At 70.5% G+C, this 25,631-nt stretch carries 26 protein-coding genes; 18 read left to right on the plus strand and 8 right to left on the minus strand.

What is annotated here, in order from left to right:
* Together ACFWP5_RS11355 and ACFWP5_RS11360 are read right to left on the minus strand one after the other, a co-directional pair.
* A partial coding sequence (locus ACFWP5_RS11355) for a thiamine pyrophosphate-binding protein (RefSeq protein WP_384153832.1) occupies positions 1-341 on the minus strand: 341 nt, incomplete at its 3' end.
* 11 nt (positions 342-352) lie between these two features.
* Complete coding sequence (locus tag ACFWP5_RS11360; RefSeq protein WP_384153835.1) at positions 353-3,427, minus strand: FAD-binding and (Fe-S)-binding domain-containing protein; 3,075 nt, start codon at positions 3,425-3,427, stop codon at positions 353-355.
* Positions 3,428-3,790: 363 nt separating this feature from the next.
* Between ACFWP5_RS11360 and ACFWP5_RS11365 the strand changes: the two genes are divergently transcribed.
* Positions 3,791-4,252, plus strand: a complete 462-nt coding sequence (locus tag ACFWP5_RS11365) for a GNAT family N-acetyltransferase (RefSeq protein WP_384153837.1) — start codon at positions 3,791-3,793, stop codon at positions 4,250-4,252.
* Between the two features lie 231 nt (positions 4,253-4,483).
* Here ACFWP5_RS11365 and ACFWP5_RS11370 read toward each other — a convergent pair whose 3' ends face one another.
* Both ACFWP5_RS11370 and ACFWP5_RS11375 read right to left on the minus strand, forming a co-directional pair.
* A complete protein-coding gene (locus tag ACFWP5_RS11370; RefSeq protein WP_384153839.1) occupies positions 4,484-5,035 on the minus strand; it encodes a type 1 glutamine amidotransferase domain-containing protein in 552 nt (183 codons plus the stop codon).
* The gene (locus ACFWP5_RS11375; protein ID WP_384153841.1) at positions 5,017-5,700 is read right to left on the minus strand and encodes a diguanylate cyclase; all 684 of its coding nucleotides are present in this window, start codon (positions 5,698-5,700) and stop codon (positions 5,017-5,019) included. Before ACFWP5_RS11375 ends, ACFWP5_RS11370 begins: the two co-directional genes overlap by 19 nt.
* Before the next feature lie 339 nt (positions 5,701-6,039).
* Between ACFWP5_RS11375 and ACFWP5_RS11380 the strand changes: the two genes are divergently transcribed.
* From ACFWP5_RS11380 to ACFWP5_RS11405, 6 genes are read left to right on the plus strand one after another with little or no spacing between them, the layout of a single operon-like run.
* Entirely contained in the window at positions 6,040-6,222 is a 183-nt protein-coding gene (locus tag ACFWP5_RS11380) for a hypothetical protein (protein WP_384153843.1), read from the plus strand.
* Positions 6,219-6,671, plus strand: coding sequence for an MrpF/PhaF family protein (locus ACFWP5_RS11385; RefSeq protein WP_384153845.1), 453 nt, complete (start codon positions 6,219-6,221; stop codon positions 6,669-6,671). The genes ACFWP5_RS11380 and ACFWP5_RS11385 overlap by 4 nt, the downstream gene beginning before the upstream one ends.
* Positions 6,664-6,924 (plus strand): Na(+)/H(+) antiporter subunit B, encoded by a 261-nt coding sequence (locus tag ACFWP5_RS11390; RefSeq protein WP_384153847.1) that lies wholly within the window; start codon positions 6,664-6,666, stop codon positions 6,922-6,924. The genes ACFWP5_RS11385 and ACFWP5_RS11390 overlap by 8 nt, the downstream gene beginning before the upstream one ends.
* On the plus strand, positions 6,921-7,658 hold the full coding sequence (locus ACFWP5_RS11395; RefSeq protein WP_384153849.1) for an MnhB domain-containing protein: 738 nt from the start codon (positions 6,921-6,923) through the stop codon (positions 7,656-7,658). The genes ACFWP5_RS11390 and ACFWP5_RS11395 overlap by 4 nt, the downstream gene beginning before the upstream one ends.
* Complete coding sequence (locus ACFWP5_RS11400) at positions 7,658-8,005, plus strand: sodium:proton antiporter (protein WP_384153851.1); 348 nt, start codon at positions 7,658-7,660, stop codon at positions 8,003-8,005. The genes ACFWP5_RS11395 and ACFWP5_RS11400 overlap by 1 nt, the downstream gene beginning before the upstream one ends.
* A complete protein-coding gene (locus ACFWP5_RS11405) occupies positions 8,005-9,756 on the plus strand; it encodes a complex I subunit 5 family protein (RefSeq protein WP_384153853.1) in 1,752 nt (583 codons plus the stop codon). The genes ACFWP5_RS11400 and ACFWP5_RS11405 overlap by 1 nt, the downstream gene beginning before the upstream one ends.
* A gap of 413 nt (positions 9,757-10,169) precedes the next feature.
* Here the strand turns inward: ACFWP5_RS11405 and ACFWP5_RS11410 are convergent, their stop codons facing one another.
* Positions 10,170-11,318: an FAD-dependent oxidoreductase gene (locus ACFWP5_RS11410; protein WP_384153855.1), complete on the minus strand. Its 1,149-nt coding sequence runs from the start codon at positions 11,316-11,318 to the stop codon at positions 10,170-10,172.
* A gap of 53 nt (positions 11,319-11,371) precedes the next feature.
* Positions 11,372-12,856 carry an MDR family MFS transporter gene (locus ACFWP5_RS11415; protein WP_384153857.1) on the minus strand — a complete coding sequence of 495 codons (1,485 nt, stop codon included), beginning with the start codon at positions 12,854-12,856 and terminating at the stop codon, positions 11,372-11,374.
* A gap of 235 nt (positions 12,857-13,091) precedes the next feature.
* On the opposite strand from ACFWP5_RS11415, the gene ACFWP5_RS11420 reads away from it, so the two are divergent.
* The gene (locus tag ACFWP5_RS11420; protein WP_384153859.1) at positions 13,092-13,706 is read left to right on the plus strand and encodes a TetR/AcrR family transcriptional regulator; all 615 of its coding nucleotides are present in this window, start codon (positions 13,092-13,094) and stop codon (positions 13,704-13,706) included.
* Between the two features lie 528 nt (positions 13,707-14,234).
* Entirely contained in the window at positions 14,235-15,455 is a 1,221-nt protein-coding gene (locus ACFWP5_RS11425; protein ID WP_384153861.1) for a metallophosphoesterase, read from the plus strand.
* A 214-nt stretch (positions 15,456-15,669) separates the two neighbouring features.
* On the opposite strand, the gene ACFWP5_RS11430 is transcribed toward ACFWP5_RS11425, so the two are convergent.
* Positions 15,670-17,133 carry a WGR domain-containing protein gene (locus ACFWP5_RS11430; RefSeq protein WP_384153863.1) on the minus strand — a complete coding sequence of 488 codons (1,464 nt, stop codon included), beginning with the start codon at positions 17,131-17,133 and terminating at the stop codon, positions 15,670-15,672.
* 370 nt (positions 17,134-17,503) lie between these two features.
* Here ACFWP5_RS11430 and ACFWP5_RS11435 point away from each other — a divergent pair, with 370 nt between their 5' ends.
* Entirely contained in the window at positions 17,504-17,644 is a 141-nt protein-coding gene (locus ACFWP5_RS11435) for a hypothetical protein (RefSeq protein ID WP_384153865.1), read from the plus strand.
* A gap of 79 nt (positions 17,645-17,723) precedes the next feature.
* On the opposite strand, the gene ACFWP5_RS11440 is transcribed toward ACFWP5_RS11435, so the two are convergent.
* A complete protein-coding gene (locus ACFWP5_RS11440; protein WP_384153867.1) occupies positions 17,724-18,761 on the minus strand; it encodes a LacI family DNA-binding transcriptional regulator in 1,038 nt (345 codons plus the stop codon).
* A 254-nt stretch (positions 18,762-19,015) separates the two neighbouring features.
* On the opposite strand from ACFWP5_RS11440, the gene ACFWP5_RS11445 reads away from it, so the two are divergent.
* The 8 genes from ACFWP5_RS11445 to ACFWP5_RS11480 are packed head-to-tail and all read left to right on the plus strand — an operon-like array spanning position 19,016 to position 25,617.
* Positions 19,016-19,966, plus strand: coding sequence for a dihydrodipicolinate synthase family protein (locus ACFWP5_RS11445; protein ID WP_384153869.1), 951 nt, complete (start codon positions 19,016-19,018; stop codon positions 19,964-19,966).
* Positions 19,967-19,973: 7 nt separating this feature from the next.
* Entirely contained in the window at positions 19,974-20,846 is an 873-nt protein-coding gene (locus tag ACFWP5_RS11450) for an ABC transporter substrate-binding protein (protein ID WP_384153871.1), read from the plus strand.
* A gap of 38 nt (positions 20,847-20,884) precedes the next feature.
* Positions 20,885-21,613: an amino acid ABC transporter permease gene (locus tag ACFWP5_RS11455; RefSeq protein ID WP_384153873.1), complete on the plus strand. Its 729-nt coding sequence runs from the start codon at positions 20,885-20,887 to the stop codon at positions 21,611-21,613.
* A complete protein-coding gene (locus tag ACFWP5_RS11460; RefSeq protein WP_384153875.1) occupies positions 21,610-22,377 on the plus strand; it encodes an amino acid ABC transporter ATP-binding protein in 768 nt (255 codons plus the stop codon). The genes ACFWP5_RS11455 and ACFWP5_RS11460 overlap by 4 nt, the downstream gene beginning before the upstream one ends.
* A 35-nt stretch (positions 22,378-22,412) precedes the next feature.
* Complete coding sequence (locus ACFWP5_RS11465; RefSeq protein WP_384153877.1) at positions 22,413-22,706, plus strand: (2Fe-2S)-binding protein; 294 nt, start codon at positions 22,413-22,415, stop codon at positions 22,704-22,706.
* A gap of 4 nt (positions 22,707-22,710) precedes the next feature.
* The gene (locus ACFWP5_RS11470) at positions 22,711-24,066 is read left to right on the plus strand and encodes an FAD-dependent oxidoreductase (protein ID WP_384153879.1); all 1,356 of its coding nucleotides are present in this window, start codon (positions 22,711-22,713) and stop codon (positions 24,064-24,066) included.
* Entirely contained in the window at positions 24,063-25,223 is a 1,161-nt protein-coding gene (locus tag ACFWP5_RS11475) for an NAD(P)/FAD-dependent oxidoreductase (RefSeq protein WP_384153880.1), read from the plus strand. The genes ACFWP5_RS11470 and ACFWP5_RS11475 overlap by 4 nt, the downstream gene beginning before the upstream one ends.
* Positions 25,224-25,236: 13 nt before the next feature.
* Positions 25,237-25,617, plus strand: coding sequence for a gamma-glutamylcyclotransferase (locus ACFWP5_RS11480; protein ID WP_384153882.1), 381 nt, complete (start codon positions 25,237-25,239; stop codon positions 25,615-25,617).
* Positions 25,618-25,631 lie beyond the last annotated feature (14 nt).

Raw genomic sequence — 25,631 nt, forward strand, 5'->3', positions numbered from 1 at the left:
TGCTGGTAACTGCCGCCCATGGCACTGCGGTTGGTCTGTCCGACGATCGCGACGACCGGAACGTGGTCGAGCTTCGCGTCGTAGAGGCCGTTGAGCAGGTGGATCGCCCCGGGGCCCGAAGTCGCGGCGCAGACGCCGACCTTGCCGGAGAACTTGGCGTAGCCGACGGCCTCGAACGCGGACATCTCCTCGTGCCGCGACTGGACGAACTTCGGCTTGTTGTCGGATCGTCCCCAGGCCGCGAGGAGGCCGTTGATGCCGTCGCCCGCGTAGGCGAAGACGTGGTCGACGTCCCATTCGCGGAGCCGCTGGAGAACGTAGTCGGACACCTTGGTGGACACGGGAGTTCCTTTCATCGCGTTGTTTGCCGGTTGTGGAGCCGACGGGCCCCGACTGCTACTGCTCCGAGGACGGCGGCTGCCGCGCCCGCGGCCAGCAGGCGGCCGTCATGGGCGGAACGCTCGGGCCGGCCGGCGAGCTTTTCGGGGTGGTCGGCGGGCAGGTGGTGTTCGTCCATGGCGAGCGCCAGGGCCTCGGCCAGGTGCAGGGCGCGTCGGCCGGTGTCGCCCTGTTCGATCTGGGTACGGCAGCTGAAGCCGTCCGCGAGGACCAGTGCACTGGGAGCGGTCTCCCGCACGGCGGGCAGCACCCCTTGCTCCGCCACGGTCATGGACAGGTCGTAATGGCCTTGTTCGAAGCCGAAGTTGCCGGCCAGGCCGCAGCAACCGGCGTCCAGGACACGGGCGTCGATCCCCGCGCGCCGCATCAGTTCTCGGTCGGCGTCGTCCTTGGTCACCGCGTGCTGGTGGCAGTGGGTCTGCACGGTCGCCGACCTGGTGAGCGACGGGGGCTGCCAGCCTTCGGGGGCGTGGTTGAGGAGTTGCTCGGCGAACGTCCTGAACTGCCCGGCCAGGCGCCGCACATCCTGGTCGTCGGGCATCAACTCGGGGGCGTCGGCGCGGAAGACAGCCGTACAGGACGGTTCGAGACCGATGACGGGGGTGCCGGCCTCCAGCCAGGGCCGCAGGACGTCGAGCGTGCGGCGCAACACCCGTTCGGCGGTGGCGAGTTGGCCGGTGGAGATCCAGGTGAGGCCGCAGCACACGGCACGGGTCGGGACGGTGACCTTGAATCCGGCGTCCTCCAGGACGCGGACCGCGGACTTCGCGACGTTCGGGTGGAAGTAGGTGCTGAACGTGTCCGGCCACAGCAGGACGGTCCGCGGGTCCGCCGGATCGGGCTCCGCGCTCCCCCGCGCCTGCCACCACTGCACGAAGGACTCCTCGGCGAAGACCGGCGCGTCACGCTCGACGGCCACGCCCGCGAGGCGCTTGCCCAGGCCGGCGAGGCCAGGTGCGCCGAGCGCGGCGTTGACCAGGCGCGGTGCCGTGCGCGACAACCGCGCCCACACCGGCAGCCAGCCCATGGAGTAGTGCGCCGCCGGCCGCAGCCGTCCCTCGTAGTGGTGGGAGAGGAACTCGGCCTTGTAGGTGGCCATGTCGACCCCGACCGGGCAGTCGGACTTGCAGCCCTTGCAGGCCAGGCAGAGGTCCAGTGCGTCGCGGACCTCGGTGGAGCGCCAGCCGTCAGCGATGGCGGAGTCCGCGTGCCCGTCGAGCATCTCGAACAGCAGCCGGGCCCGCCCGCGCGTGGAGTGCTCCTCCTCACCGGTCGCCCGGTAGGAGGGGCACATCACTCCGCCCTCGTGCGTACGGCAGTTGCCGATGCCGACGCAGCGCAGCACCGCGCGGTCGAAGGAGTGGTCGTCGTCCGGGTAACTGAAGTGCGTGTCATGGCTGTTGGGGCGCCACAGAGGTCCCAGGCGCAGGTTCTCGTCCACGCGGTACGGGTTGACGACCTTGCCGGGGTTCATCCGGTCGCCCGGGTCGAACAGGGCCTTCACCTGCCCGAAGGCGGCCACCACCTCCTCCCCGAACATCCGGGGCAACAGCTCCCCGCGGGCCTGCCCGTCACCGTGCTCGCCGGAGAGCGAACCCCCGTAGGAGGCCACCAGGTCCGCGGCCCGGAAGAGGAACTCCCGGAAGTGCGCGACGCCTTCGGCTGTGGTGAGTTCGAAGGGGATGCGGGTGTGCACGCAGCCCTGGCCGAAGTGCCCGTACAGGGAAGGGTGGTTGTAGCCGAAGTCGGCGAAGAGCTTCTTCAGGTCGCGCAGGTAGTCGCCGAGGACGTCGGGCGCCACGGCCGAGTCCTCCCAGCCCTCCCAGGTCTCGCGGCCGTCGGGCGGCCGTGCGGTGACCCCGAGTCCGGCCTCGCGGGCCTTGAGCATCTTGCGTTCGCGCGCCGGGTCGTCGGAGAACGCGACCGTCGGATCGTCCTCGCCGCGTCCGAGCCCGCGGATCAACTCGCGGCCCTGCTCGTCGACTTCGTCCTGACTGTCCCCCGTGAACTGGACCAGGAGCCAGCTCTCGCCCTCCGGAAGCTCGTCCAGCGAATCGAGGTAGGCGCCTTCCTCGCGCATCAGCTGGGCCATCCGCCCGTCGAGGGCCTCCAGTTGGGTCGGACTGCTGTGCTTCAGCAGCCGTGGCACGTCGTCGGCGGCGGTGCAGATGTCGTCGTAGCCGAGAACGAGGAGGGCTTCGTACGGCGGGACCGGCACCAGGTCGAGTTCGGCGCGCAGGACGGTGACGAGGGTGCCCTCGCTGCCCACGAGCGCCCGGGCCACGTCGAAGCCGTTCTCGGGCAGCAGCGAGTCGAGGTTGTATCCGGAGACCCGACGCGGGATACGGGGGAAACCGCGCCGTACGTCCGCCATGGTGCGGTCGATGATCTGCCGCAGCCTCTGGTGGATCTCGGCGACCCGGCCGCCCGCGGCGACGATCTCGGCGTACTCGGCGTCGGAGGTGGGGCCGACCCAGCAGCGGGTGCCGTCGTAGGTCAGGATCTCCAGGCGCCGGACGTTGTCCACGGTCTTGCCGTAGGCCTGGGCGGAGCCGCCGCACGAGTTGTTGCCGATCATGCCGCCGAGGGAGCAGTGGCTGTGGGTGGACGGCTTGGGGCCGAACTGGAGCCGGTGGCCGGAGAGTTGGCGGTTGAGTTCGTCCAGCACGATGCCCGGTTCGACCACGCACGTGCGCCGGTCGGCGTCGACCGACAGCACCTTGTCGCAGTACTTCGTCCAGTCGATGACCACGGCGGTGTTGGTGCACTGGCCGCCCAGGCTCGTGCCGCCGCCCCGGGACAGCACCGGCGCCCCGAACTCGGCGCACACCGCCACGGCGTCGGCTCCCGCGTCGACCGTGCGCGGTATCACGACCCCGATGGGCACCTGCCGGTAGTTCGAGCCGTCCGTCGCGTAGGCGCCCCGGCTGCCCGCGTCGAACCGCACCTCGGCGTCGACCCGCTCGCGGAGCGCCTTCTCCAGGGCCCGCGTGTCCAGCGTCGGCTCCGATCCACGTGCCTCGACCACCGTCGACTCCCCTCTACGAGCGCCCCGACGCGGTGGGCCGCTCGGCTGCTTTGGCACGGGTTCCCGGTGATCGAGGGGGCTAACGTCGGGTCTGGGCGGATCGGCTTGGTTGCCCGATCAAGGAGCCTGCCCGGGGACACGGCACCGGCGGTCGCTCCCCGTGCCCGCGCTCGGCCACAGCCTGGGTGAAGGCGGTCAGGAACTCATCGCGCTGGTCCTGCCGGGGCTCGGGGCGAAAGTGGCTGGTTGTGACTCTGTGGCCTGTGTTTCGATTCCGGAGTGAACATCGAGAACTCCGGAATGTTCGACGCGAGGCCGACCCTCCGCGTCCGGCCGAGGGCTGATGGTGATGTCGAGGAGTGCGTGCGGGTCCTCGCCAAGGTCCATCGGCTTGACGGCTATCCGGTGAACTGGCCCGATCGGCCCGGCGAGTGGCTGTCACACGGTCCCCTGCTGGGCTCCTGGGTCGCCGAACTGGAAGGCCGCCTGGTGGGGCATGTGACGTTGTCGCCGGGCGGCGAAGACGATCTGGCCCCGATCTTGTGGAGCGAGCGGAACGGGGCGACGCGCGACATGACCGCGGTGGTCGGCAGACTGTTCGTCGCCCCGGAGGCGAGGGGACGCCGGATCGGTGCACTGCTGATCGGCCGAGCAGTGGAGGAGGCACGGCGTCGTGGCCTGCATGCGGTGCTCGACGTCGTCGCATCCGACACCGCCGCGGCAGCCCTGTACGAGCGGCTGGGCTGGGAGCTGATGGCAGCGGTAGAGCAGCAGTGGAGCCCGCACCAGACGGTGGTCGTCCGCTGTTACGCGGCGCCATCATGATGTGACCGCACGCAGCCACTCGTTGCCGGCCGCGACGAGGACGGTCACCTCGTAGCGGACCGAGAGCCCGTCGTGACGGGTGACCACGGCGCGGTACCTCTTAAGGCGACCGATGCCGCACTCGACCCGCCCTCGTGCCGGGCTTTCGTCCTGCGCGTCGAGCGCAGTTCTTCCGGGATGCGTACGCTGTGCCGACACGCGCCGCGCACCCCATCGGTCAGAGGCAGCCGGTCAGCGGACTGCCTTCCGCGCCTTGGCGAACTCGGTGAGGAAGGCTTCGCAGAACGCCTTCAGGTCGTCGGGCCTGCGGCTGGTGACCAGCGTGTTGGGCCCCTGGTCGCAGACCCGCACCTGTTCGTCGACCCAGGTCCCGCCCGCGTTGGTGATGTCCGTGCGCAGACTCGGCCACGAGGTCAGCGTGCGGCCCGCGACCACGTCCGCCTCGACCAGTGTCCACGGAGCGTGGCAGATCGCGGCGACCGGACGGCCCAGGCCGAAGAAGTCCCGTACGAACGACACGGCGTCCTCGTCGGTGCGCAGCAGGTCGGGGTTGGCGACCCCGCCCGGAAGGACGAGGCCGTCGAACGTCTCGGCCGACGCCTCGCGCGCCACCACTTGCACCGGGAACACGTCCGCCTTGTCCAGATGGTTGAACGCCTGGATCTGTCCCGGTTCCGTCGACACGAGGACGGGCTCGTGGCCCTGGTCGGTGACCGCCTGCCACGGCTCGGTCAGTTCGATCTGCTCGACGCCTTCGGGCGCCATCAGGAATGCGATGCGCATGGTGATCGGTCTCCTTGTTCGGCTTTCCATGTGGTCTCGTCCTGAGCCGGTTTCCCCCGTGTCCGGGCCGCCCGGCGGCAGCGCAGCAGCTCCTCTCCGTACGGCAGCAGCACGCACGCGCCGATCCCGGCGGCGATGCCCGCCAGATAGCCGCGCGACAGCGGCCGTCGGCGCGGCACGAACCGCCAGGCGTTCGGGTCCCAACGCCCGCCGTTCACAAGGGACTTCACCTGGTCGCCGTGCAGGCACATCAGGGAGGTGAGTGCGGCGAACGGCAGCGATTCGAGGAAGCTGTGGATGTGCTGCTCGATCGGCCTGACCTCCCGCTCGCTGCGCACCGCCGTCCGCACGTCCCACAGCGCGGTCGCCTCGTGGACCGCGGCCCCGCCCAACTGCACCGCGAGGAGCAGGGGGTTGACCTCGTAGCGCAGGGTCAGCGCGATCGGGATCCCCACCTCGGTCATCATCAGCGCGTGGATCAGGGACTCCTTCGTCCCGGAGGTGTCCTCGATCCGGGTCCGCCGGTGCATCACCCAGTCGGCCAGTCCCGGCACGAACCAGCCGGGAAGAAGCCCGTACAGGAGATAGCGGGTCGTCGCATCGCCGACGTCGGTTCCCGGACGCGGGCCGGCGATCCCGGTGGCCCGGCTGCGGAGGCGCATCATGCTTTCTCCTCTGCGTTGGAGTGCCGGATCTTCAGGCACGGCCACCGCGTACCCGCAGACGGGACGCCGACACAGAGGTTTGTCCCGTCGCTCCGAGGACACCCGCATTCCGCCCCCGTGCGCCTTTCCGGAAAAGGACCCCCGCCGGCCGTCCCTCCGACCGAGCCCGGCTCGGCAGGGGCCCCCACCTCCCTGTGACCGGTTTCCTTCCGCCCGCTCAGGGCACTTCGGATGCCAGGTCATCGCGCGCCGCCACCCGGTGGAGGAGCGGCGATGCTTGGATAACGCAACGGAAATAGCCCATCAAACAGGATGAATCACTCCCGGTGGAGGTGCCATGTGAACCGGCGTACGACGCTCCTGAGCGCGGTCGAGGTCCTGGCATGGTGGGCCGCCCTCGCCCTGCTGTGGCTGGTCTTCATCAGCGCTGTGGACACACTGGAACTCGTCGTGGGGGCGTCCGCCGCGCTGGTCGGCGCGTTCGCCGCGTGGGGTGCGCGTCGGGCGGTGAGCGGGTGGTGAACGGCTGGACCGCCGCCGCGACAGCCGCGCTCACCGCGGGAGTCGGGGCCACCGTCTGGGGGATCGCCACAGGCCCGTTGCGGCGCCGGGTCGTGGCACAGAACCTCTCCACCTCACTGGCCTGCCCCACACTGCTGCTCCTGTCCCAGGGCTACGACCGCCCGTCGTACGTCGATCTCGCCCTGCTCCTGGCCCTGTTGGGCCCCGTCGGCACTCTCGTCTTCGCCCGGCTGCTCGCGGAGGACCTGGCGGAGGATCCGCCGCGGGCGTGGGGGCTCACCTACACGGTCGCGGGCTTCGGTGCCGCTGTCGTGATCGCCGTGTGCGTGGCCGTGGGACCGGGCCGTGCGCTGGTGAAACTCCTGGTCGTCGGCGCCCTGTTGATCGGCGGGAACCTCACCGCGTCCCGTGCCCTGTCCGGCGGCTTCGCGGGGAGCCGGCGTGGATGATCCGCTGATCGTCGTGGCGCTCCTGCTGGTCGCCGCGACCGCGACCGCCGCCGTGGCCGTCCGTGATCCCGCACGGCAGGCGCTCGTCCTGGCCGTCCTCGGGACGGTGCTGGCCGTCCTGTTCACCGTGCTCCAGGCCCCCGACGTGGCGCTCTCCCAACTGGCCGTGGGCTCGGCCCTCACTCCCCTCCTGCTGATGCTGTCCGTACGCAAGGTCCGCCGCCCGAGACGACGCAAGGAGACGGAACGATGACCCGGCGGGTGCGGCTGATCGTCATGGCCGTCGGCGGCGCGGGCCTCGCGGCCCTTCTCGTCGCCGCCTGCCTCGACCTGCCGGGCTTCGGCGGGGACCAACACCCGTACGGGGACCGGGTGGTGCGCGCCGCCCTCGCCCGGCACACCGCGAACACGATCGCCTCCGTCAACTTCGACCAGCGCGCCTTCGACACGCTCGGCGAGATGAGCATCCTCTTCGCGTCCGTCCTCGGCACCGTCGTCCTGCTGCGCCAGACCCGCGACGAACACCGCGCCGCACCCGAACCCGAGCAAGTCGCCCTCCCCGTACGCCGATACGCCCTCCTCGTCCTCCCCGTCGCCGTCGTCACCGGCCTGTACGTGATCGCGCACGGCCAACTCAGCCCGGGCGGCGGCTTCCAGGGCGGTGTCGTCGTGGCGACCGCCCTGCACCTGCTCTACCTGGGCGCCGACTACCGCGCCCTGGAGCGCATCCGCCCGGTCGGCTCCTACGAGGTCGCCGACGCCCTCGCCGCCTCCGCCTACCTCGTACTGGGCCTCGCCGGCCTCGTCGCAGGCACCGCGTTCCTCGCCGACTTCCTTCCCTACGGCACCTTCAACACCCTTTCCTCGGGCGGCACCGTCCCGCTGCTGAACGCGGCCATCGGCATGGAGGTCGCCTGCGCGGTCGTCGTCCTGCTCGCCCGTTTCCTGGACCAGGCCGTGGAGATCGAGAAGGGGGGCGAGAAGTGATGTCGGTGCTGCCTTACCTCGTCGCCGCCTGGGTGTTCCTCGTCGGCTGCTACGGGCTGGTGACCAGCCGGAACCTCATCCACGCCGTGGGCTGCCTGGCGGTCTGCCAGTCCGCCACCTACATCCTGCTGCTGACCGTGGGCTATCGCGACGGCGGCACCGCACCCGTCTTCTCCGACCTGAAGCCCGGCTCCCGCCCCGTGGTCGACCCGGTGGTCCAGGCCCTCGCCCTCACCGACGTGGTCGTGGGCGCCACGGTGACCGCCGTGCTGCTCGCCCTCGTCCTGCAGATCTCCAAACTCCACGGCACGGTCGACCCCGACGAACTCTCGGAGCTGCGCGGCTGATGCACCACCTGCTTCCGGTACTCGTCGCCGCCCCCCTCCTCGGAGCCACCCTCCTCGTCGCCGGCGGACGCCACCTCTCCCGCGTCGCCGCCGAGACGGTGGGCTGTGTCTTCGCCGCGGGCACGGCGGGACTCGCGACCCTGCTGCTCATCAACTCCTCGCCGCCCATGACCGATTGGGTGGGCGGCTGGACCCCGAAGGGTGGCGAGAGCGTCGGGATCGTCCTCGTCGGGGACGGCCCCGGGCTCGGCATGGCCGCGCTCGCCTCCCTGTTGACGGTGGCGGCGCTGGCGTACTCCTGGCACTACTTCGACGAACCGCCCCGTCGCCACGCCGGCTCCTTCCCCGCCCTCATGCTGCTCTTCCAGGGCGGCATGTGCGGCTTCGCGATCGCGGGGGACCTGTTCGACGCCTTCGTGTTCTTCGAGTTGATGAGCGTCGTGGCGTACACGCTGACCGGACACCGCGTCGAGGAACCCAAGGCCGTCCAGGGCGCGTTGTCGTTCGGGGTCCTCAACTCCCTCGGCGCGTACGCCATGTTGATGGGCATCGGCCTGCTGTACGCGCGTACAGGCGAACTCGCCATGGCGAAGATCGGCCAAGGCCTGGACCGGCACGGCGGCCCCGACGCCCTCACCCTCGCGGCCTTCGCCCTGGTCCTGACCGGCCTGCTGGTGAAGGCCGCCGCCGTACCGTTCCACTTCTGGCTGCCGGACGCACACGCGGTCGCCCCGACACCCGTGTGCATGCTGCTGTCCGGCGTCATGGTCGAACTCGGCGCCTACGGCGTCTGGCGGATCTACCGCACGGTCTTCTCCGGCCCGGGCGGAATCCCGGCATCGGACGTTGAACGCGCCCTCGTCGTCCTCGGTGTGCTGACCGGCCTGGTCGGCGCGGTCATGTGCTGGTACCAGCGGCACATCAAACGGCTGTTGGCGTACTCCACGGTCGCCCACATGGGCCTGTTCCTCATCGGCATCGGCATCCTCAGCCCCGAGGCAGACGACGGGGTCGCCCTCTACATCCTGGGCCACGCCGGCGTGAAGGCCGCCCTGTTCGCCTGCACCGGCGTGCTCCTCGACCGGTACGGCTCGGTGGACGAACACGCCCTGCACGGCCGCGCCCGCGAGCTGCGCGGGGTCGCCGTGCTGTACGTCGTCGGCGCGTTGAGCCTCGCCGGGCTGCCTCCCTTCGGCACCGGGCTCGGAAAGGCGGTACTGGAGGAGTCGGTCGGCGGCCCGTTGACCGTACTGTTCGTCGCCGTGTCGGCGGTGACCGCGGGCGCGTTGCTCCGGGTCGCCGCACGGGTTTTCTTCGGCCTCGGCCCCAGGCCCGGCAACGAGTCCTCGTACGAGACCACCGGCATCGGGGAGGACCCGGAGACCCGGCACCGGCTGAGCCGGGTGCCGGACACGATGACCGCGGTCCCCGCCCTGCTGCTCGTCGCGTCCCTCGCCGTGGGCGCGGTACCCGGCTTCGCCACCGCGATCGGGAACGCCGTGTCCGGCCGAGCCGCCGCCTCACCGCACTGGACTCTCACCGGGGTGCTCCTCGGCCTCACCTCGACGCTGCTGGCCCTCGGCCTCGCCACGCTCGCCGTGACGCGCCCGAAACTGCTCGACGCCGCCCGGTCGTGGACGGCTCCGCTACGACGCCTGCAGTCCGGCCACATCGGCGACTACGTGGCCTGGATGCTGATGGGCACGACCCTGCTGGCGGCGCTGGCTCTGCCGGGCATCCTCAACGGCTGAGCAGATCGCGGAGCCGTAGCCCACCCCACGACACCCGTGCCTGGAGCGAGGAAGACCGCCGCCGCATGGAGTGATGCCGATGCCGCCCGCGGATCACCGCGGACCACCCGGTCGACCTGCTCGTGAACAACGCGGGATAGGGCCGTGTGGTGAACGTCGCCTCCTTCAGCGCCCTCGGCCCGGGCGGTCTCGCCACGACCTGTCCGGCCAGTCAGTCCTGGGTCCTCGCGTTCACCGCGGCGGTGGGCAGATCGGCGCACGGACGACGGGCCGGCGTACGCATCCAAAAGTCAGTCTCAGGCGCAGTCCCGCGCAACCACCGCCGCCACACCGCACTCGCGGCGCCGAGCCAGTCCCCCGGGGTTGGGAGGTCAGCCTCAGCGCGGCGTGAGTGAAGTACACGACTCGGCAGGTCAGTTGCTGTCGTCCGTGACGAAGTCGGGCAGCTCGGTGGACAGTAGCTGCTCGGCCCCGTTGTCGAGGAGCCGCTGCATCTCGTGGGAGCGGGGCAGCATCGTCTTCTCGTAGGCGTGGATCGCGTCGTCGACGGTGTGGTGGTTCGCGAGGGCGAGGGCGAGTTCGCAGGCGTCGAGCATGGCGAGGTTGACGCCGACGCCGAGCGGGGGCATGAGGTGGGCGGCGTCGCCGAGCAGGGTGATGGTGGGGTGGTGCTCCCAGGTGTGGGGGACGGGAAGGGCGTGGATGGGGCGGTCGACGTAGGGGCCGTCGTTGTCGGTGATCAGCCGGCGCAGGCGGGGTGACCAGTCGCGGTACTGGTCGAGGAGGTATGCGCGGATGCCGTCGGTGTCCTGGGCGGTCAGGCCCTGGGCGGTGATCCAGTCGGCGGGGACGCGCTGGATGGCGTAGACGCGGATGTGGTCGCCGCTGCTGCGCTGGGCGAACAGACCGCGGTCGCCGTCGGCCGCGGCGGCGCTGCCCTGGCCGACGAGTGCGGCGATGTCGGGGTGCCGGTTCTCGACGTCGTCGAACCAGGCTTCGAGGAAGCTGACGCCGCTGTACCCGGGGGTGGCCGGGGAGATGGCGGCCCGGACCCTGGACCAGGCGCCGTCGGCGCCGATGACGAGGTCGGCCTCGATGGTGGTGCCGTCGGTGAAGTGCAGTTGGCGGGGTCCTTCCGCGGGGCCGTCGACGGTCCGAAGGGTGTGTCCCCAGTGCACGGTGCCGGGCTGGAGCGAGTCGAGGAGGAGGTCGCGCAGCTGGCCTCGGTCGATCTCCGGCTTGAAGCTCTCGCCTTCTTCGGGGGTGTGGTGGAAGAGGATCGTGCCTGCGGGGTCCAACTGACGCGACTCCTGCCCTTCGGGGCGGGAGCGTCGGAAGAACTCCTCCAGCAGTCCGGCTTCACGCAGGGCGATCTGGCCGTTGTCCTCGTGCAGGTCGAGGGTGCCGCCCTGGTTTCGGGCCTCGGGGCCGGTTTCGTGGTCGTGGACGGTGGCGGCGATGCCGTGCCGCTGGAGGATGCGGGCGCAGGTCAGGCCGCCGGGGCCGGCGCCGATGATCGCGATGCGGGGAGGGGCGGGAGTGGTGTTCGTAGTGGCGTTCATGGTGGTGCTCCGTTCGTGTCGCGCGAACTGTGCTGCCGTGCGCGGGAGTTGTGTCAGGCGGCGGTGACGACCGGGGTGTTCTCGGCGGTGTCGGCGGGTGCGGGCACGCCGGCCCCCTTCAGCGGGACCTCGATGACGAGGAGCGCGGCGAGGAAGGCGAGGGCGCAGAGGATCGCGCCGGTGAGGAAGATGTGGCTGGTGCCGACGGCGACCGCGTCGAAGTAGGCCTCCTTGGCACCCCTGGGAAGGTTCCGCAGGACGCTCGCGTCGGCGCCGCCGGTGACCGGCAGGTGTGACTGGGTGGCGCGGGTGAACAGCGAGCCGAAGACGGCGACGCCGAGCGAACCGCCCAGGGTGCGGAAGAGGTTGACCGAGCTCATGGCGGCGCCCATGTCCCGTAGCGCGACGCTGTTCTGCGCGATGGTGGAGGCCATCTGCAGGGTGAAGCCCAGGCCGATGCCGACGAACACCATGTAGAGGCCGGTCAACAGGCGCGAGGTGCCGGTGTCCATGGTCGCCAGCAGTCCGAGGCCGACGGTCAGGAACGCGGCGCCGACGACGGGGAAGATCTTGTACCTGCCGGTGGCGGACATGACCTTGCCCGCGAGGGTGGACACGAGAACGACGGGGATCATCATCGGCAGCATCAGCAGCCCGGAGTTGGTGGCCGACGCGCCCTGCACGGTCTGCTGGAACAGCGGCAGGTACAGGCCACCGCCGAACATGACCACACCGGCGACCAGGATCATGGCCATCGCCAGCGGGTAGTTGCGGTGGTTGGTGAACACGCTCAGCGGGAGCAGCGGCTCACCGACCCGCTGCTCCACCCGGACGAACAGGACCAGCCCGATCACGGCCACGGCGCCGAGGGACAGGATCTGCCAGGAACCCCACGAGTAGGTGGTGCCCGCCCAGGTGGCGGCCAGGACGACGGCGGTGATGGCGACGGTCAGCAGGCTGATGCCGAGCCAGTCGATCTTCGCCTTGATGTGCTGGACGGGTGTGCGCAGCATCAGCGCCAGCCACACCAGGGAGATCAGACCGAGCGGCAGGTTGATGTAGAAGGCCCAACGCCAGTCCCAGTGGTCCGTGATGAACCCGCCCAGCAGCGGGCCGCCGATGGTACCGATCGCCATGACGGAGGCGGTCATGCCCTGGTACTTGCCACGCTCCCGCGGCGGCACCAGAGCGCCGATCAGGGCGAAGGCGCCCGCACCGATGCCGCCGGCGCCGATGCCCTGCACGATGCGGAAGGCGATCAACTCGTCCATGGACTGGGCCGCCCCGCACAGGGCGGAGCCGACGATGAACACGGCGATCGACGCCAGATACATGCTCTTGCGCCCGACCAGATCGCCGAGCTTGCCCCACACCGGGGTGGTCACGGCGGTGACGAGCGTGTAGGCGGTCACGACCCAGGAGATGTGCTCCAGGCCGCCCAGGTCACCGACGATCGTCGGCATCGCGGTGCTGACGACCATGTTGTCGAGCATCGACAGCAGCATCGCGAGCATGACGCCGAGCAGGACCCAGCGCACGTTCTTCGGTACGGCCGGCTCGGCGGAGGGGAGAGAAGCGGTCGCGGGCAGGACTGATCACTCCTTTCAGGCAGAAAGGGACGGGCTGAGGAAGGGGATATGGATGGGGATGGGGAAGGGCTCAGGGGGCGGGGCGCGGTGATCCGCCAGCCACCACTCCAGAAGAGCACACCGACCCACTAAGTGCAACCGTTGCACTTTCGCATTCGATTCACCGAAGGGTAAGGTCTTGGGTATGCCCGAAACAGACACCACCCCCGCCCCGACGGCGCCGATGGGGCGCCGCGAGCGGAAGAAGGCCGCCACCCGCCAGGCCATCGCCGACGCCGCCCTGCGTCTGTTCCTGGAACGCGGCTACGACGATGTGGGCATCCGCGAGATCGCGGACGCCGCCGACGTGTCCACGACCACCCTGTTCAAGCACTTCCCGGTCAAGGAAGCCCTCGTCTTCGACGAGGACGCCGACAAGGAGGCACGCCTGCTCGACGCGGTACGTGAACGCCCTCAAGGACAGTCGATCCCCGCGGCACTGCGCGAGCACGCACTGCGTTACCGCACGGCAGCCGCGGGCGGCGACGCCCGCTTCACCGCGTTCTTCGACCTGGTCAACAGCACCCCGGCGCTGCGCGACTACGTCCAGGGCATGTGGCTGCGCCACGCCAACGCCCTGGCCCGCACCATCGCCGAGGAGAGCGGCCTGCCGGCGGACGACCCCACCTGCGCCGCCCTGGCCCACTTCGCCCTCGAAGCCCCTCGCACCGCCCGCAGCCACGACGACCCACGCCAGGCCGTCACCCGCGCCTTCGACCTGCTCGAAAACGGCTGGCACACGCTCGCCTCCGGCGGTTGAGCGGTGTCACCGGCCGGCGCTCCGTCCAGCCCGGGCCGGACGGGGCCCACTCGTAGGGCCAGGCCGTGAACCGCTCGGCCGTCAGCGCTCCGACCGCGCGTTCCGGAGCGACATCGGCGGCAGTGCCGCGCACGACGTCGGCAGCGGGTCACTCGCACCGCAATTCAGCCACCTGGCCGAGGAGTTGAGCGATGCGTTCACACCAGGACGGCTCCACCACGTCGGGCTGGCAGCGCGCCCTGTTTCCCCGCACGAGTCGGTGTCGCCATTGCCCATGCCCGCGAGGTCACCGGCTTTGAGGGCGAGCGTCCGCAAATGGCCGACCGAAGGAGTCCAGTGCGAGCACGTCTCCCAACAAGCCGAGGCCGGCCAGGCTCTGGCTCGCCGCCCACGAAGCCCGCGACTGCGCGGAGCCCGCGCACAGAGAACCCTTCGCCCCACGGGCCCGCACGCATGAACGCCCCTCCGGCCATCCCGAGATCGACCGGTACAGTGCGCGAGACGGCAGCCTGGTCAGAGAGGGGAAGCGTGACCAACACCGGTAACACCCGACCCGCCGACAGTGAAGTGCAAGCTCCGCGGCAGAGCCGACTGCACCAACTGATGCGCTACATCCCCCTGATCGCCCCCGTCCTGCTGTGGGCCGTGCCCTGCTGGGTGCTCCTGCTCACCGGCCAGCACTGGCCGCTGCCCGTCACGCTCGTCGGCACCGCCCTGTTCGCCCTCGGCCTCGTCGGTATGCCGCTCGCGATGATGCGCGGCCACGGCCGCCGCCAGCAGGACTGGGCGGCGATCGTCGGGGACACCCTGCTGGGCACCGGCTGGGTGCTGTTCACCTGGTCCGTCCTGCTCGGCGTCCTGCTGCGGCTCGCCCTGACCGTGGCCGGCGTCGGCGACGGCCAGGACCGGGCCCGGATCGTCACCTGGACCGTCCTCGGCACAGCTGCCGTGCTGCTCGCCTGGGGATACGCCGAGGCCCGCCGCGTGCCGCGTGTACGCCGCCTCGACGTGCAACTCCCGCGGCTGGGTGCCGGGTTGGACGGCATCCGTGTCGCCCTCATCACCGACACCCACTACGGCCCGCTCGATCGCACGCGCTGGTCGGCGCGGGTGTGCGAGACGGTGAACACTCTGGAAGCCGACCTGGTCTGCCACACCGGCGACATCGCGGACGGCACGGCCCAACGCCGCCGCGCCCAGGCCCTCCCCCTCGGCACCGTGCGGGCCACGCAGGGCCGCGTATACGTCACCGGCAACCACGAGTACTACAGCGAGGCCCAGGGCTGGGTCGACCTGATGGACGAGCTGGGCTGGGAGCCGCTGCGCAACCGCCATCTGCTGCTCGAACGCGGAGGCGACACCCTCGTGGTCGCCGGCGTGGACGACGTCACCGCCGAATCCTCCGGCCTGCCGGGCCACCGCGCCCACCTCGCCGGAGCGCTCAACGGCGCCGACCCCGACCTACCCGTCCTACTCCTCGCCCACCAGCCCAAGTTCATCGACAGGGCGGCAGCCGCCGGTATCGACCTCCAACTCTCCGGCCACACCCACGGCGGACAGATCTGGCCCTTCCACCACCTGGTCCGCATCGACCAGCCCGCGCTCGCCGGCCTCAGCCACCACGGCACCCGCACCCTCCTCTACACCAGCCGCGGCACCGGCTTCTGGGGCCCGCCGTTCCGCGTCTTCGCCCCCAGCGAGATCACCCTGCTCGTGCTCCGCTCCCCGCACCTGCCCACCTCGCCGTAGCACTGGACGGGCCAACGCATCCGCTCGGAGCAGTCCACGAGCCGCGGGGCGAAAAACCTGCCGAGCGCTCCGAACACGCGGATCAGCAGCACCCTTCGACGCAACGAACCCCCACACCTCACGTTCTCGAAGTGCTGTCCGCACAGCGGGACGTCTCCACGCGACTGTCCCAAACGACAACGCGACGCGGCACCCGGCCCTCACCGCCCGCCCGTCACACCAGACGCCTGATTTCCCCGCGCACTCGGTAGAAGCCGGCCGAGGAGGAATGCAACGCGTCCACCACATAGCGAGCGCCGGGCTCGCGTATCGCACGCGGGAACTGGACGTTCCAACCCGGCTCATAGCCCTCCGAGACCACATGCACCCGCACGCGGCCGCCTTGCTCGAAGCACTCCACGAGGACTCCGTTGCCCGCCGCGGGGACAACGCTGACCGTGGCGACGGAGGCAGCCGTGGTCAGCGGTGCGTAAGTCGGCATGGCAGCCGCCAGTTTGATGTCCGCGGCGACCGGGACGGTGCCCGACTGAGCGGCGTTGATCGCGGCCTCGCTGGCGTCGATGCAGGCGAGTGAGCCGTCCGTGGAGACGATGTACAGCCTCTCGTCGTGGTACTGCATGGAGAGCGCCGAGCCGCCTCCCGTGCCGAGCTTCCACAGCCGGGTCCCGTCGGCGGTGAAGCAGTAGACGGAGGAAGCCGAGTCGCCCGCGAAGACGTACCGCCCACCGGCGGACGTGGCGCACGAGTACACGGCGGCATCGCACTGGTAGGAGGCCTCGATGGCCCCGTCGGACTTCGCGAGGCGCTGGACGACCCGCCGTCCGGTTCCTGCGTAGACCGCGTTCTCCTCCTGCCATCCGAAGAGCACGTTGCCGTTGGTCGCGGTGTGCCAGAGCTGTCTGGCGCCGTCCGCCGCGTAGGCCGTCACGCCCTGGCTGTGTCCGTGGTAGACGGCGTGGTCGTCGGCCCGCACCATCCACGCGTTGTCCCCGGACGAGTTGCGGGACCACTGGAGTTCGTCCTCGTGGTCGATGACCGTCAGGCCGCCGTTGCGGTCGGAGACGTTCAGCACGCCCGCGTGGATGTCCAGCCAGAAGATGTCCACCTCGGCCGCTATGTCGTAGGCCGCGAACGGCACCTTCGAGGAGAGGTCGTACACCCGGCCGTCGTCGCAGCCCGCGTAGATCCAGAAGTCGTCGGCCACCAGGCACTTCACGCCGTCGGGCAGGGAGTAGTGAGCCAGCACCTCACCGTCATGGCTCAGGTTGTAGACACTGCCGTGCTGGTTGCCGACCCAGCAGCGGTCCTCGTCCACATGGATGCCGAACGCCGAGGCGCCGGTACGGAACCGCCACAGCACCGGGGCGGTCGCCCGCGCCGTCGACGGGGCGGACGTCACCTGACGGCGCGTCACGGGGCGGGCCACTCGCTGCCCCCGAACGGCGGGCGCGTACCCCTTCCGTACCTTCTCGGCTATCTTCTTCGCCGCCGCCTGCGCCTTCTCGACGGTCGGGAAAGCGGTGGTCTGGTGCTGCCCGTCCACACCGATGCGTCCGTACCGCACGGAGACCGTGGTCCCCTCGACAGTCACCTCGTAGAACTTGTGGGCTCCACCACTCTCCTGAGACAGCTCCAGGTACGTCGTGTTCCCCGACTGTCGTGTCTGCGCAACGGACACAGCACACCCCTCCCCAAAGGCCCGTTCGGCCGGTACGGCCGATCTCCAGTGACCCCAAACTAGCGGTGACCACTGACATCGACGCCCCCGGCCCGATCCCGGGACTTCGGGCCTTCCTCACGCCCTGCAAAAGATCCAGGCCCGGGCATCACCCTCTTCCATCCGTCCGCGCGAAAGCGCCACCAACCGCCATCGAGCAGGTACAGACGCACGGTTGGGGCGCGGCGCCGCTCCCGGCGGCCGGCGTCGAACCCGCCGCCCGAGCCATCCGAGCCGCCCGCATCGCCGACGAGCCGGGCCTCAGCCACCAGACCATGGTGACCATCGCAAGCCACGACTCGGCCAACACGAAGCACGTCACCCCTCGACCATGCTGTTCGTGCCCGGCATCGACGAAATCTCCCACCACGAGGGCGAGTTCACGAACGACCACGACATCAACGCGGGCACCGATCTGCCGACCGACGTGGTCCGGCGGCTCAAGTCCGGCGCCCTGGACGGCACACGGTGACCCGCGGGGCAGGACGGCGCGGGCCGTCCCCGTGCGGTACCGCAGGAGCCGACAGCTCGGCCGGCCTGGGAACCGGCCGTCACTCCGGCCGACGCGGGGCGGTGGTCGAGTCGCGTACGACCAGCCGGGAGCCGACGCGGATGAGCCGGCCGACGCCCTCCGGGCCGGGGGCGCCGTTGTCGGGACGGCTGTCGATGCGGCGCAGCAGTTGCTCCGCGGCGAGTTCGCCGAGGTCGCGGGCTCCGTTGTCGACGACGGTGATCGGTGGGTGCCAGTACGGGAACCACGGGGCCTCCTCGTGGCACACGAGAGAGAGCTGTTCCGGCACCCGGACCCCGAGCTGCACCAGGCCGCCGAGCACCCCGAACGTCGCCTCGTGGTTGGCGCTGTACAGCGCGGTGGGCGTGTTGCCCGCGGCCATCAGCCGCATGACCGCCTCCGCGCCGAACGGCACGGTGTACGGGCCGCGTGCGCACAGGGCGGGATCGGGTTCGAGTCCGGCGGTGGCCAGGGCCGCGGCGAACCCCGCGTAGCGGTCGCGCCCGGAGTCGACGTGGGGCGGGCCGCCGATGAAGGCGATGTTCCGGTGCCCGAGGTCGAGCAGATGACGGACGGCCAGTTCGGCACCGTCCCGGTCGCTCGCCATCACCGAGTCGCCCGGGGCACCGTCGGGAGTGCGCATCAGGTTGACCACGGGGATGCCGGCCGCGCTCACCTGCCGGACCGTCGCGGTGTTCTCGCCGGTGCCCACGATGATCAGGCCGTCGACGCGGTGGTCCAACAGCATGTCCAGGTAACGGCGTTCGCGCGCCGGGTCCGAGTCGGTGACGCACAGCAGCACCTGGTAGCCGCGTTCGTCCAGCCGTTGCTGGAGCACCTCGGTGATGCGATGGAACGAGGCGTTGACCAGGTTGGTTATCACCAGCCCGACGAGGTTGCTGCGCCTGGTGCGCAGTCCGCTGGCGATCCGGTTGGGGCGGTAGCCGAGGCGTTCCGCCGCGGACTGCACCGCGCGCTTCGTCCGGTCACTGACCCGGCTGGAACCGCTGAGCACCCGCGAGGCCGTGCTCTTGGAGACCCCTGCCGCCTCGGCCACCTGGTCCAAGGTGACGGCCACCGGCCCACCCCCGATCATGAAATCGATCCCATACGGCTCTCCTCACGCGCCGAACCGTGATCGCCATCATGTCAGAAGCGGTCGAGTCGGTGGCGTAAACAATGCGTTTCGCCAGCAGTTTCCGGCCAGAACGAGGTTGACCCCCACCCAGAGCCGATGCCACGGTGCTGTGCAATCGATCCCACAGGGTGATCCCACAGAGCAGTCCCACAACGTGGCCTCCCCAGCGGGCGGACACTCGATCGGAGCTCACCATGAACACCTCGGTCACCGCCCCCTGGCGCGGCTACTGGCCGGCCGCGCCCACCCCCTTCGCCGCCGACGGCTCCCTCGACGAGGACGCCTGGCGCGCACTGCTCGGGCTGTACGCGGAGCACGGTGTGCACGGAGTCCTGGTGAACGGCACGACCGGCGAGTGGTTCACCCAGACCCCCGAGGAGCGCCGCCGGGTGGCCGAGATCGCGGTCGCCGAACTCTCCGGTCAGATACCGGTGGTGATCGGCTGCGGCGCGTACACCGCGGCCGAGTCCGCACGGTACGGCGAGCACGCCCGCTCGATCGGCGCGGACGGCATCCTCACCACCCCGCCGCCCTACGTCCATCCCAGTCAGCCCGAGATCCACGCCTTCTACGCCACCCTCTCCCACGCGGTCGACCTGCCGCTCATGGTCTACAACTGGCCGCGCGGCACCGCCGTCGACATCAGCGTCGACACCCTGGTCGAGCTCGCCGAACTGGACACCGTGGTGGCCGTCAAGGACAGCTCCGGCGACGAACTGAAGGTCGCGGACACCTGCGCCGCCCTCGCCGGGAAGGTCCAGGTCTTCGGCCGCTTCATCCACCGCCGGGGCATGGCCGTCATGGCCGAGTTCGGCGGAGCGGGAAACATCGACGGCGGCGGCCTCGGCGCCCGCTTCGCCGTCCCCTTCTACGAGGCCTACTGGGCCGGTGACCTCGACCGGGCCCGGGAATGGTCCGCACGCTACGAACGGCTTGTGAACCTGCTCGTCAACGACGACTACAGCTCCCGGTTCGCCTCACCCACCTCGCAGCTCAAAGCCGCCATGCGGCTGCTCGGGCAGCCCGGAGGGCATGTACGCCCCCCGCTGCTCCCCCTGGAGGACCCGTCCGCGCTGCTCGGCCTGTCCGACGCGCTCGACGAGGCCGGGCTGCACCCCTGTTCCACCAGCACCGGAAAAAGGTGAACCGACCGTGCGCAGACTTCTCATCGCGGCCTCCTCCGCCGCCCTGCTTCTGACAGTGGCGGCCTGCGGCAACGAGGACTCGTCCTCGTCGTCCGCCGCCGCGGCCCCGACCGGCTGCACGCCCAAGGTGGGCAAGTCGGACCTGGTCAAGGCGGGCACGTTGACGATCTCGACCAACGCGACCCTGCCGCCCATGCAGTACCTGGATGCCTCCAACAAGATCGTCGGCATGCGGGTCGACCTCGGCAACGAGATAGCCAAACTCCTCTGTCTCACCCCGAAGTTCGTCAACATCCCCTTCGACGCACAGATCCCCGGTGTGCAGGGCGGACGCTGGGACATGATCGACACCGGCATGTTCTACACACCGGAGCGCGCCAAGACCGTCAAGCTCGTCCCCTACGAGGTCCAGGGCGTCTCGATCTCCGTCGCCAAGGGCAACCCGAAGAAGATCGCCTCCGAGGACGACCTGTCCGGCAAGACCATCGCCGTGGAAGCTCCCGGATACGAGTTCGACACCCTCACCGCGCTCAACAAGGAACTCAAGGCGGCCGGCAAGAAGCAGGTCACCGTCCGCACCTTCACCACCACCGCCGACGCCTACCAGGCGCTGTCCGCGGGCCAGGTCGAGGGCGTGGCGATCGTCGAGGCGGTCACCAGCTACTACCAGAAGGACGGCCGCTTCGAGACGGCGGTCAAGGGCATGAACCCCGCCCCGCTCGCCCTCGGCTTCGGCAAGCAGAAGCCCGCCGACGCCGTAGCAGAAGCGCTCAACACCCTTCGTAGCAACGGCTACTTGGCCACGTTGTTCAAGAAGTACGGCGTCACGGCCTACACCGGCGACCTCAAGGTGACCACCGGCGCGATCAGCGCGAAGTAACCCGATCAGCGCCAAGTAACCAGCGAAGGGCGAGAGCCATGTGGTCCTGGGATGCCTTCTTCTCCTTCCTCACCGATCCCCAGCTCATCCAGGGAGCCTGGACGACGATCTGGCTGACCACGGTCAGCATGGCGCTCGCCCTTCCGCTCGCCGTGCTCGTGGCGGTCGGGAGAGCGTCCAGGTTCAGGCCGGTCCGGCTGGTCACGGGCTTCTACGTGTGGCTGATGCGGGGCACACCTCTCCTGGTCCAACTGGTCATCATCTACACGGGGTTGCCCCAGCTGGGCCTGCGCCTCGGCGTGATCAGCGCGGCCCTGACCGGCCTGGTCCTCAACGAGGCGGCGTACCTCTCGGAGATCGTCCGCGCCGGGGTCCTGTCGGTCCCGCGCGGCCAGTCCGAGGCGGCCCGCGCGCTCGGCATGCCGCCCTGGAAGGTGTTCCGGGTGGTGGTCATGCCGCAGGCGCTGCGGGTGATGGTCCCGCCGCTCGGCAACAGCTTCAACGGACTGCTCAAGACGACCACGCTCGTCTCGGTGATCTCCGTCGAAGAGCTGCTGCGCCGCACGCAGTTCGCCGTCCAGACCAACTTCCGGGTCCTGGAGGGCCTCACCGCGGCGGCCCTGTACTACCTGGCGATGACCACCCTGTGGGGACTGGTCCAGCGGTGGCTGGAGATCCGGGTCGGCCGCGGCCACCAGACCGGGCCGACCCGAGGCCGCCGTATCAAGAGCGCCGCCCTACCGGCACTCGAAATGGAGACCCGATGACCATCGAGACGGTCGTGGAAGCGCGGCAGGTTCGCAAGTCGTACGGCGGGGTCGAGGTGCTCAAGGGCATCGACCTGACGGTCCGGAAGGGCGAGGTCGTCCTCGTTCTGGGGCCTTCGGGCGGCGGCAAGAGCACGTTCCTGCGCACCCTCAACCACCTGGAGACTCCCGACTCGGGCACCGTCAGCATCTGCGGCGAGCGGATCGGCTACGGCGAGCGGGGCGGACGCCAACTCGCCCTGCGGGAGCGGCGGATCGCCGTCCAGCGGCGGCGCACCGGCATGGTGTTCCAGCAGTTCAACCTGTTCCCGAACATGACCGCGCTGGACAACGTGGCGTCCGGTCCGGTGCACGTGAACGGCGTGTCCAAGGCCGAAGCACGCGTCGCGGCAGGCGAGTTGCTGGCCATGGTGGGCCTGGCCGACAAGACGCGTTCCTATCCCTCCCAGCTCTCCGGCGGCCAGCAGCAGCGGGTGGCCATCGCCCGTGCCCTGGCGATGCGCCCGGAGTTGCTGCTCTTCGACGAACCCACCTCGGCGCTCGACCCGGAGATGGTCGGAGAGGTCCTCGACGTCATGGTCCGGCTCCGCGAGGAGGGCATGACGATGATCGTCGTCAGTCATGAGATGGGCTTCGCCCGGGCGGCGGCCGACCGGGTGGCGTTCATCGCCGACGGACTGGTGGTGGAGGACAAGTCCCCGGACCTCTTCTTCTCCGCGCCGGAGCACGAACGCACCCGCCAGTTCCTGGACCGCATCCTGTGAACCCCCCACCCCTCTTGAGCCCTGTGAGCACAGCCATGAGCACCAACTCCCCGCCGCAGACGGTCACCGTGACCATCGACGGCACCCCCGGCCAGGCCTGGGCGGGCCAGTCCCTGACCGCCGTCCTGGTCGCGGCCGGCATCTGGCCGCTGCGCCGCAACCCGGTCAACGGCCAGTTGCGCGGCCCGTTCTGTGGAATGGGCGTCTGTCTGGAGTGCGAGGTGACCATCAACGGCCGCCCCGGCTCCCGGAGTTGTACCGCGCACGTCAGCGACGGCATGGACATCCGCACGCACACCGAGCCCCTGCCGACGGCCGCACATGGCTGACGTCATGGCGGAGTCGGAGGCGGACGTCGCGGTGGTCGGCGGCGGGCCCGCCGGACTGCACGCGGCACTGGTCCTGGCCCGGGGCGGCCTGAGCGTCGTCCTGCTCGACGAGTCCGACACCCTGGGCGGTCAGTACTACAAGCGCCGGGCCGAACAACTCACCGCCGCCTTCGGCGACTTCCGACCGCGCGGCACCGAACTGATCCGCCAGGTGCGGGCCGCCGGGGTCGTCCGCCGCACCGGCACCTTGGTCTGGGGCGCCGAGGACGCGGGCCGCACCCTCTTCACCTCCGACGTCCACACCGGCGCCCTCGGTCGCATCAGCACTCGGGCCACACTCGCCGCCACAGGCGCGTACGAACGCTCCCTGCCCTTCCCGGGCTGGACGCTGCCGGGCGTGGTCACCCCCGGGTTCGCCCTGCACCTGGCCACCATGGACCGGGTACCCGTGGGCAACCGGGTCGTGCTGGCCGGGACCGGCCCGTTCCTGCTCCCGGTCGCCTGCGCGCTGCTGGAGGTGGGCGCCCGGATCGAGGCGCTGGTCGAGCTCAACCACCCCTACCGCCCCCGTACTTCTGTGATCGGCGGCGCGCTGCGCCAGCCCGCCCGGCTCGCGGAGGCGGCCCGCTATCTGCTCACCCTCGCCCGGCACGGCGTACGCGTCGAACAGGGCGCCCGCGTGCTCGCCGCGCACGGCGACACCCAGGTCACCGCCGTGGACATCGGACAAGAGGACGGCAGCACACGGCGGTTGGAGACCGACGCGCTGTGCGTGGGCTTCGGCTTCCGCCCCAGCACCGAACTCCCCCGGCTCCTGGGCTGCCGTACCGAGCCGGACCCGACGGGCACGGAACAACTCCCGCTCGTGGACGCGGATGGCGCGACCTCGGTGGACGGTCTGTACGTCGCCGGGGACTGTGCCGGTATCGCGGGAGTGCACGCGGCGGGAGTACGAGGGCAACTCACCGCCCACGCGATCCTGCGCCGCCTGGCACCCGAACGCGCACCCGTACGCGTATCCGGCCTGCGCCGCAGGGCCCGCGCCCTGGACCGTTTCGCTGAACTGGCCGACCGTCTCTACCCGTTGCCGACCACGGCCGACATCCCCGACGCCACCCAGGTCTGCCGCTGCGAGGGCGTCAGCGCCGGCGAGATCCGGCAGGCCGCCGCAACCGGCTGGAACGACCTCCACGGCACCAAGGCCGCCACCCGCGCGGGCATGGGCCCCTGCCAGGGACGCGAATGCGGCCACATCGTCGCGGCGTTGACGGGGCGAGGCGAGGCGGAGTGCTTCGCGGCCCGGATGCCACTACGGCCGCTGCCCATGGCCACGACGGTCGAAGGGCAGGAGGTCCCGTGACCCGGCCCGACGTCGTCGTCATCGGCGCCGGCATCCTCGGTGCCAGTGCAGCCTTCCACCTCGCCGAACGCGGCTACCGGGTCGTGGTGTTGGAGCGCGGCGCCCCCAACCGCGAAGGCTCCGGCACCACCGCGGGCAACCTCCACATCCAGGCCATCCACACCCGCCGCCCGGGCCAGGACGTCCCGGTCGACAGCGCCCGTCTGCTGCCCCTGCAACGCCGGGCGTCCGACCACTGGTCGCAGATCGAGGAACGGCTCGGCGCGGACGTGGAGCTGCGGCGCGGCGGCGGCTTCATGGTCGCCGAAACCGCCGCGCAGGAAGAGGAGTTGAGGGAGAAGCAGGAGTGGGAGCGGAGCGCGGGCATCCCCACCGAGGTGCTCACCGGCGACGAGGCCCGCAAGCAACTGCCACTCCTCTCCAGCCATGTACGCGCCGCCAGTTGGTGCCCGCTCGACGGCTACGCAAACCCGCTACTGATCACCCCCGCCTATCTGACCGCGGCCCGCCGCCTCGGCGTCGAACTGCACGCCTTCACTCCGGTGACCGGCATCCAGCGGGTCGGCGACGACTACAAGGTGCTTTCAGGCGACCGGAGTTGGACGGCACCCGTGGTCGTCAACGTGGCCGGGCCGTGGATCACCGAGATCTCCGCACTCGCCGGGGTGGGGATACAGATGTCCCCGGTCGCGATCCAGATGCACGTGACCGTGCGGGTCCCGCCGGTCATGCACCACCTGGTCCAGCACATCGGCGAGGGCATGTCGGTCAAGCAGGTCAGCGCGGGCAACCTGCTGATCGGGGGCGGCTGGCCCGCGGCGAAGCTCGACATGGAAGGGCGCAGCACCGTCAGTGTGCCCAGCATGGCCGGCAACCTCGCCCAGGCCGGGCGCATCCTGCCGTTCCTCGGCGACCTGCGGCTGCTGCGCATGTGGGCCGGGCCGCTGGCCGCGACTCCGGACGAGATGCCGGTGATCGGCGAAGTCCCGGGCCACCCCGGGTTCTTCGTCGCGGGCGGCACCTACGCCTTCACCCTCGCCCCGGTGTGGGGAGACACGCTGGCCCGCCAGATCGCCGGGGAGCCCCCGGCCGACCCGGTGGACGACCTGGGTCCCGGCCGCCTGCTGAACGACGCCACCACCCCCGTATCACCCTGAAAGGCACTCCCCCATGACCCTGAAGATGTTCGTCAACGGCCAGGCGATGTCCGGAGGCACCCTCAACCACGCGCTGAGCGACGCCCGCCTGCTCGGCCCCGCCCGCACGGCGCCCGCGTACCGCTTCTTCTCCGTGCGCGACGAGTTCCCCGGCCTGCACCCGGTCACGGAGGGCGGCGCGGCGATCAACGGCGAGGTGTACGAGGTCAGTTACGAGGTGCTGCGCGAGCAACTGCTGCCCGAGGAGCCCGCGGAACTCGAACTTGGTGTGATCGCCCTGGCGGACGGCTCGGGTTCCTTCTCGATGCGCATGCGCGCCTCCGCGCTGACGGCCCCCGGCGTCGTCGACATCACCGCCCACGGCGGCTGGCACGCCTACCTCGCCGCTCTCTGACACTTCGTCCTCGC

The organism is Streptomyces sp. NPDC058469 (genome assembly GCF_042721125.1).
Lineage (GTDB): Bacteria > Actinomycetota > Actinomycetes > Streptomycetales > Streptomycetaceae > Streptomyces.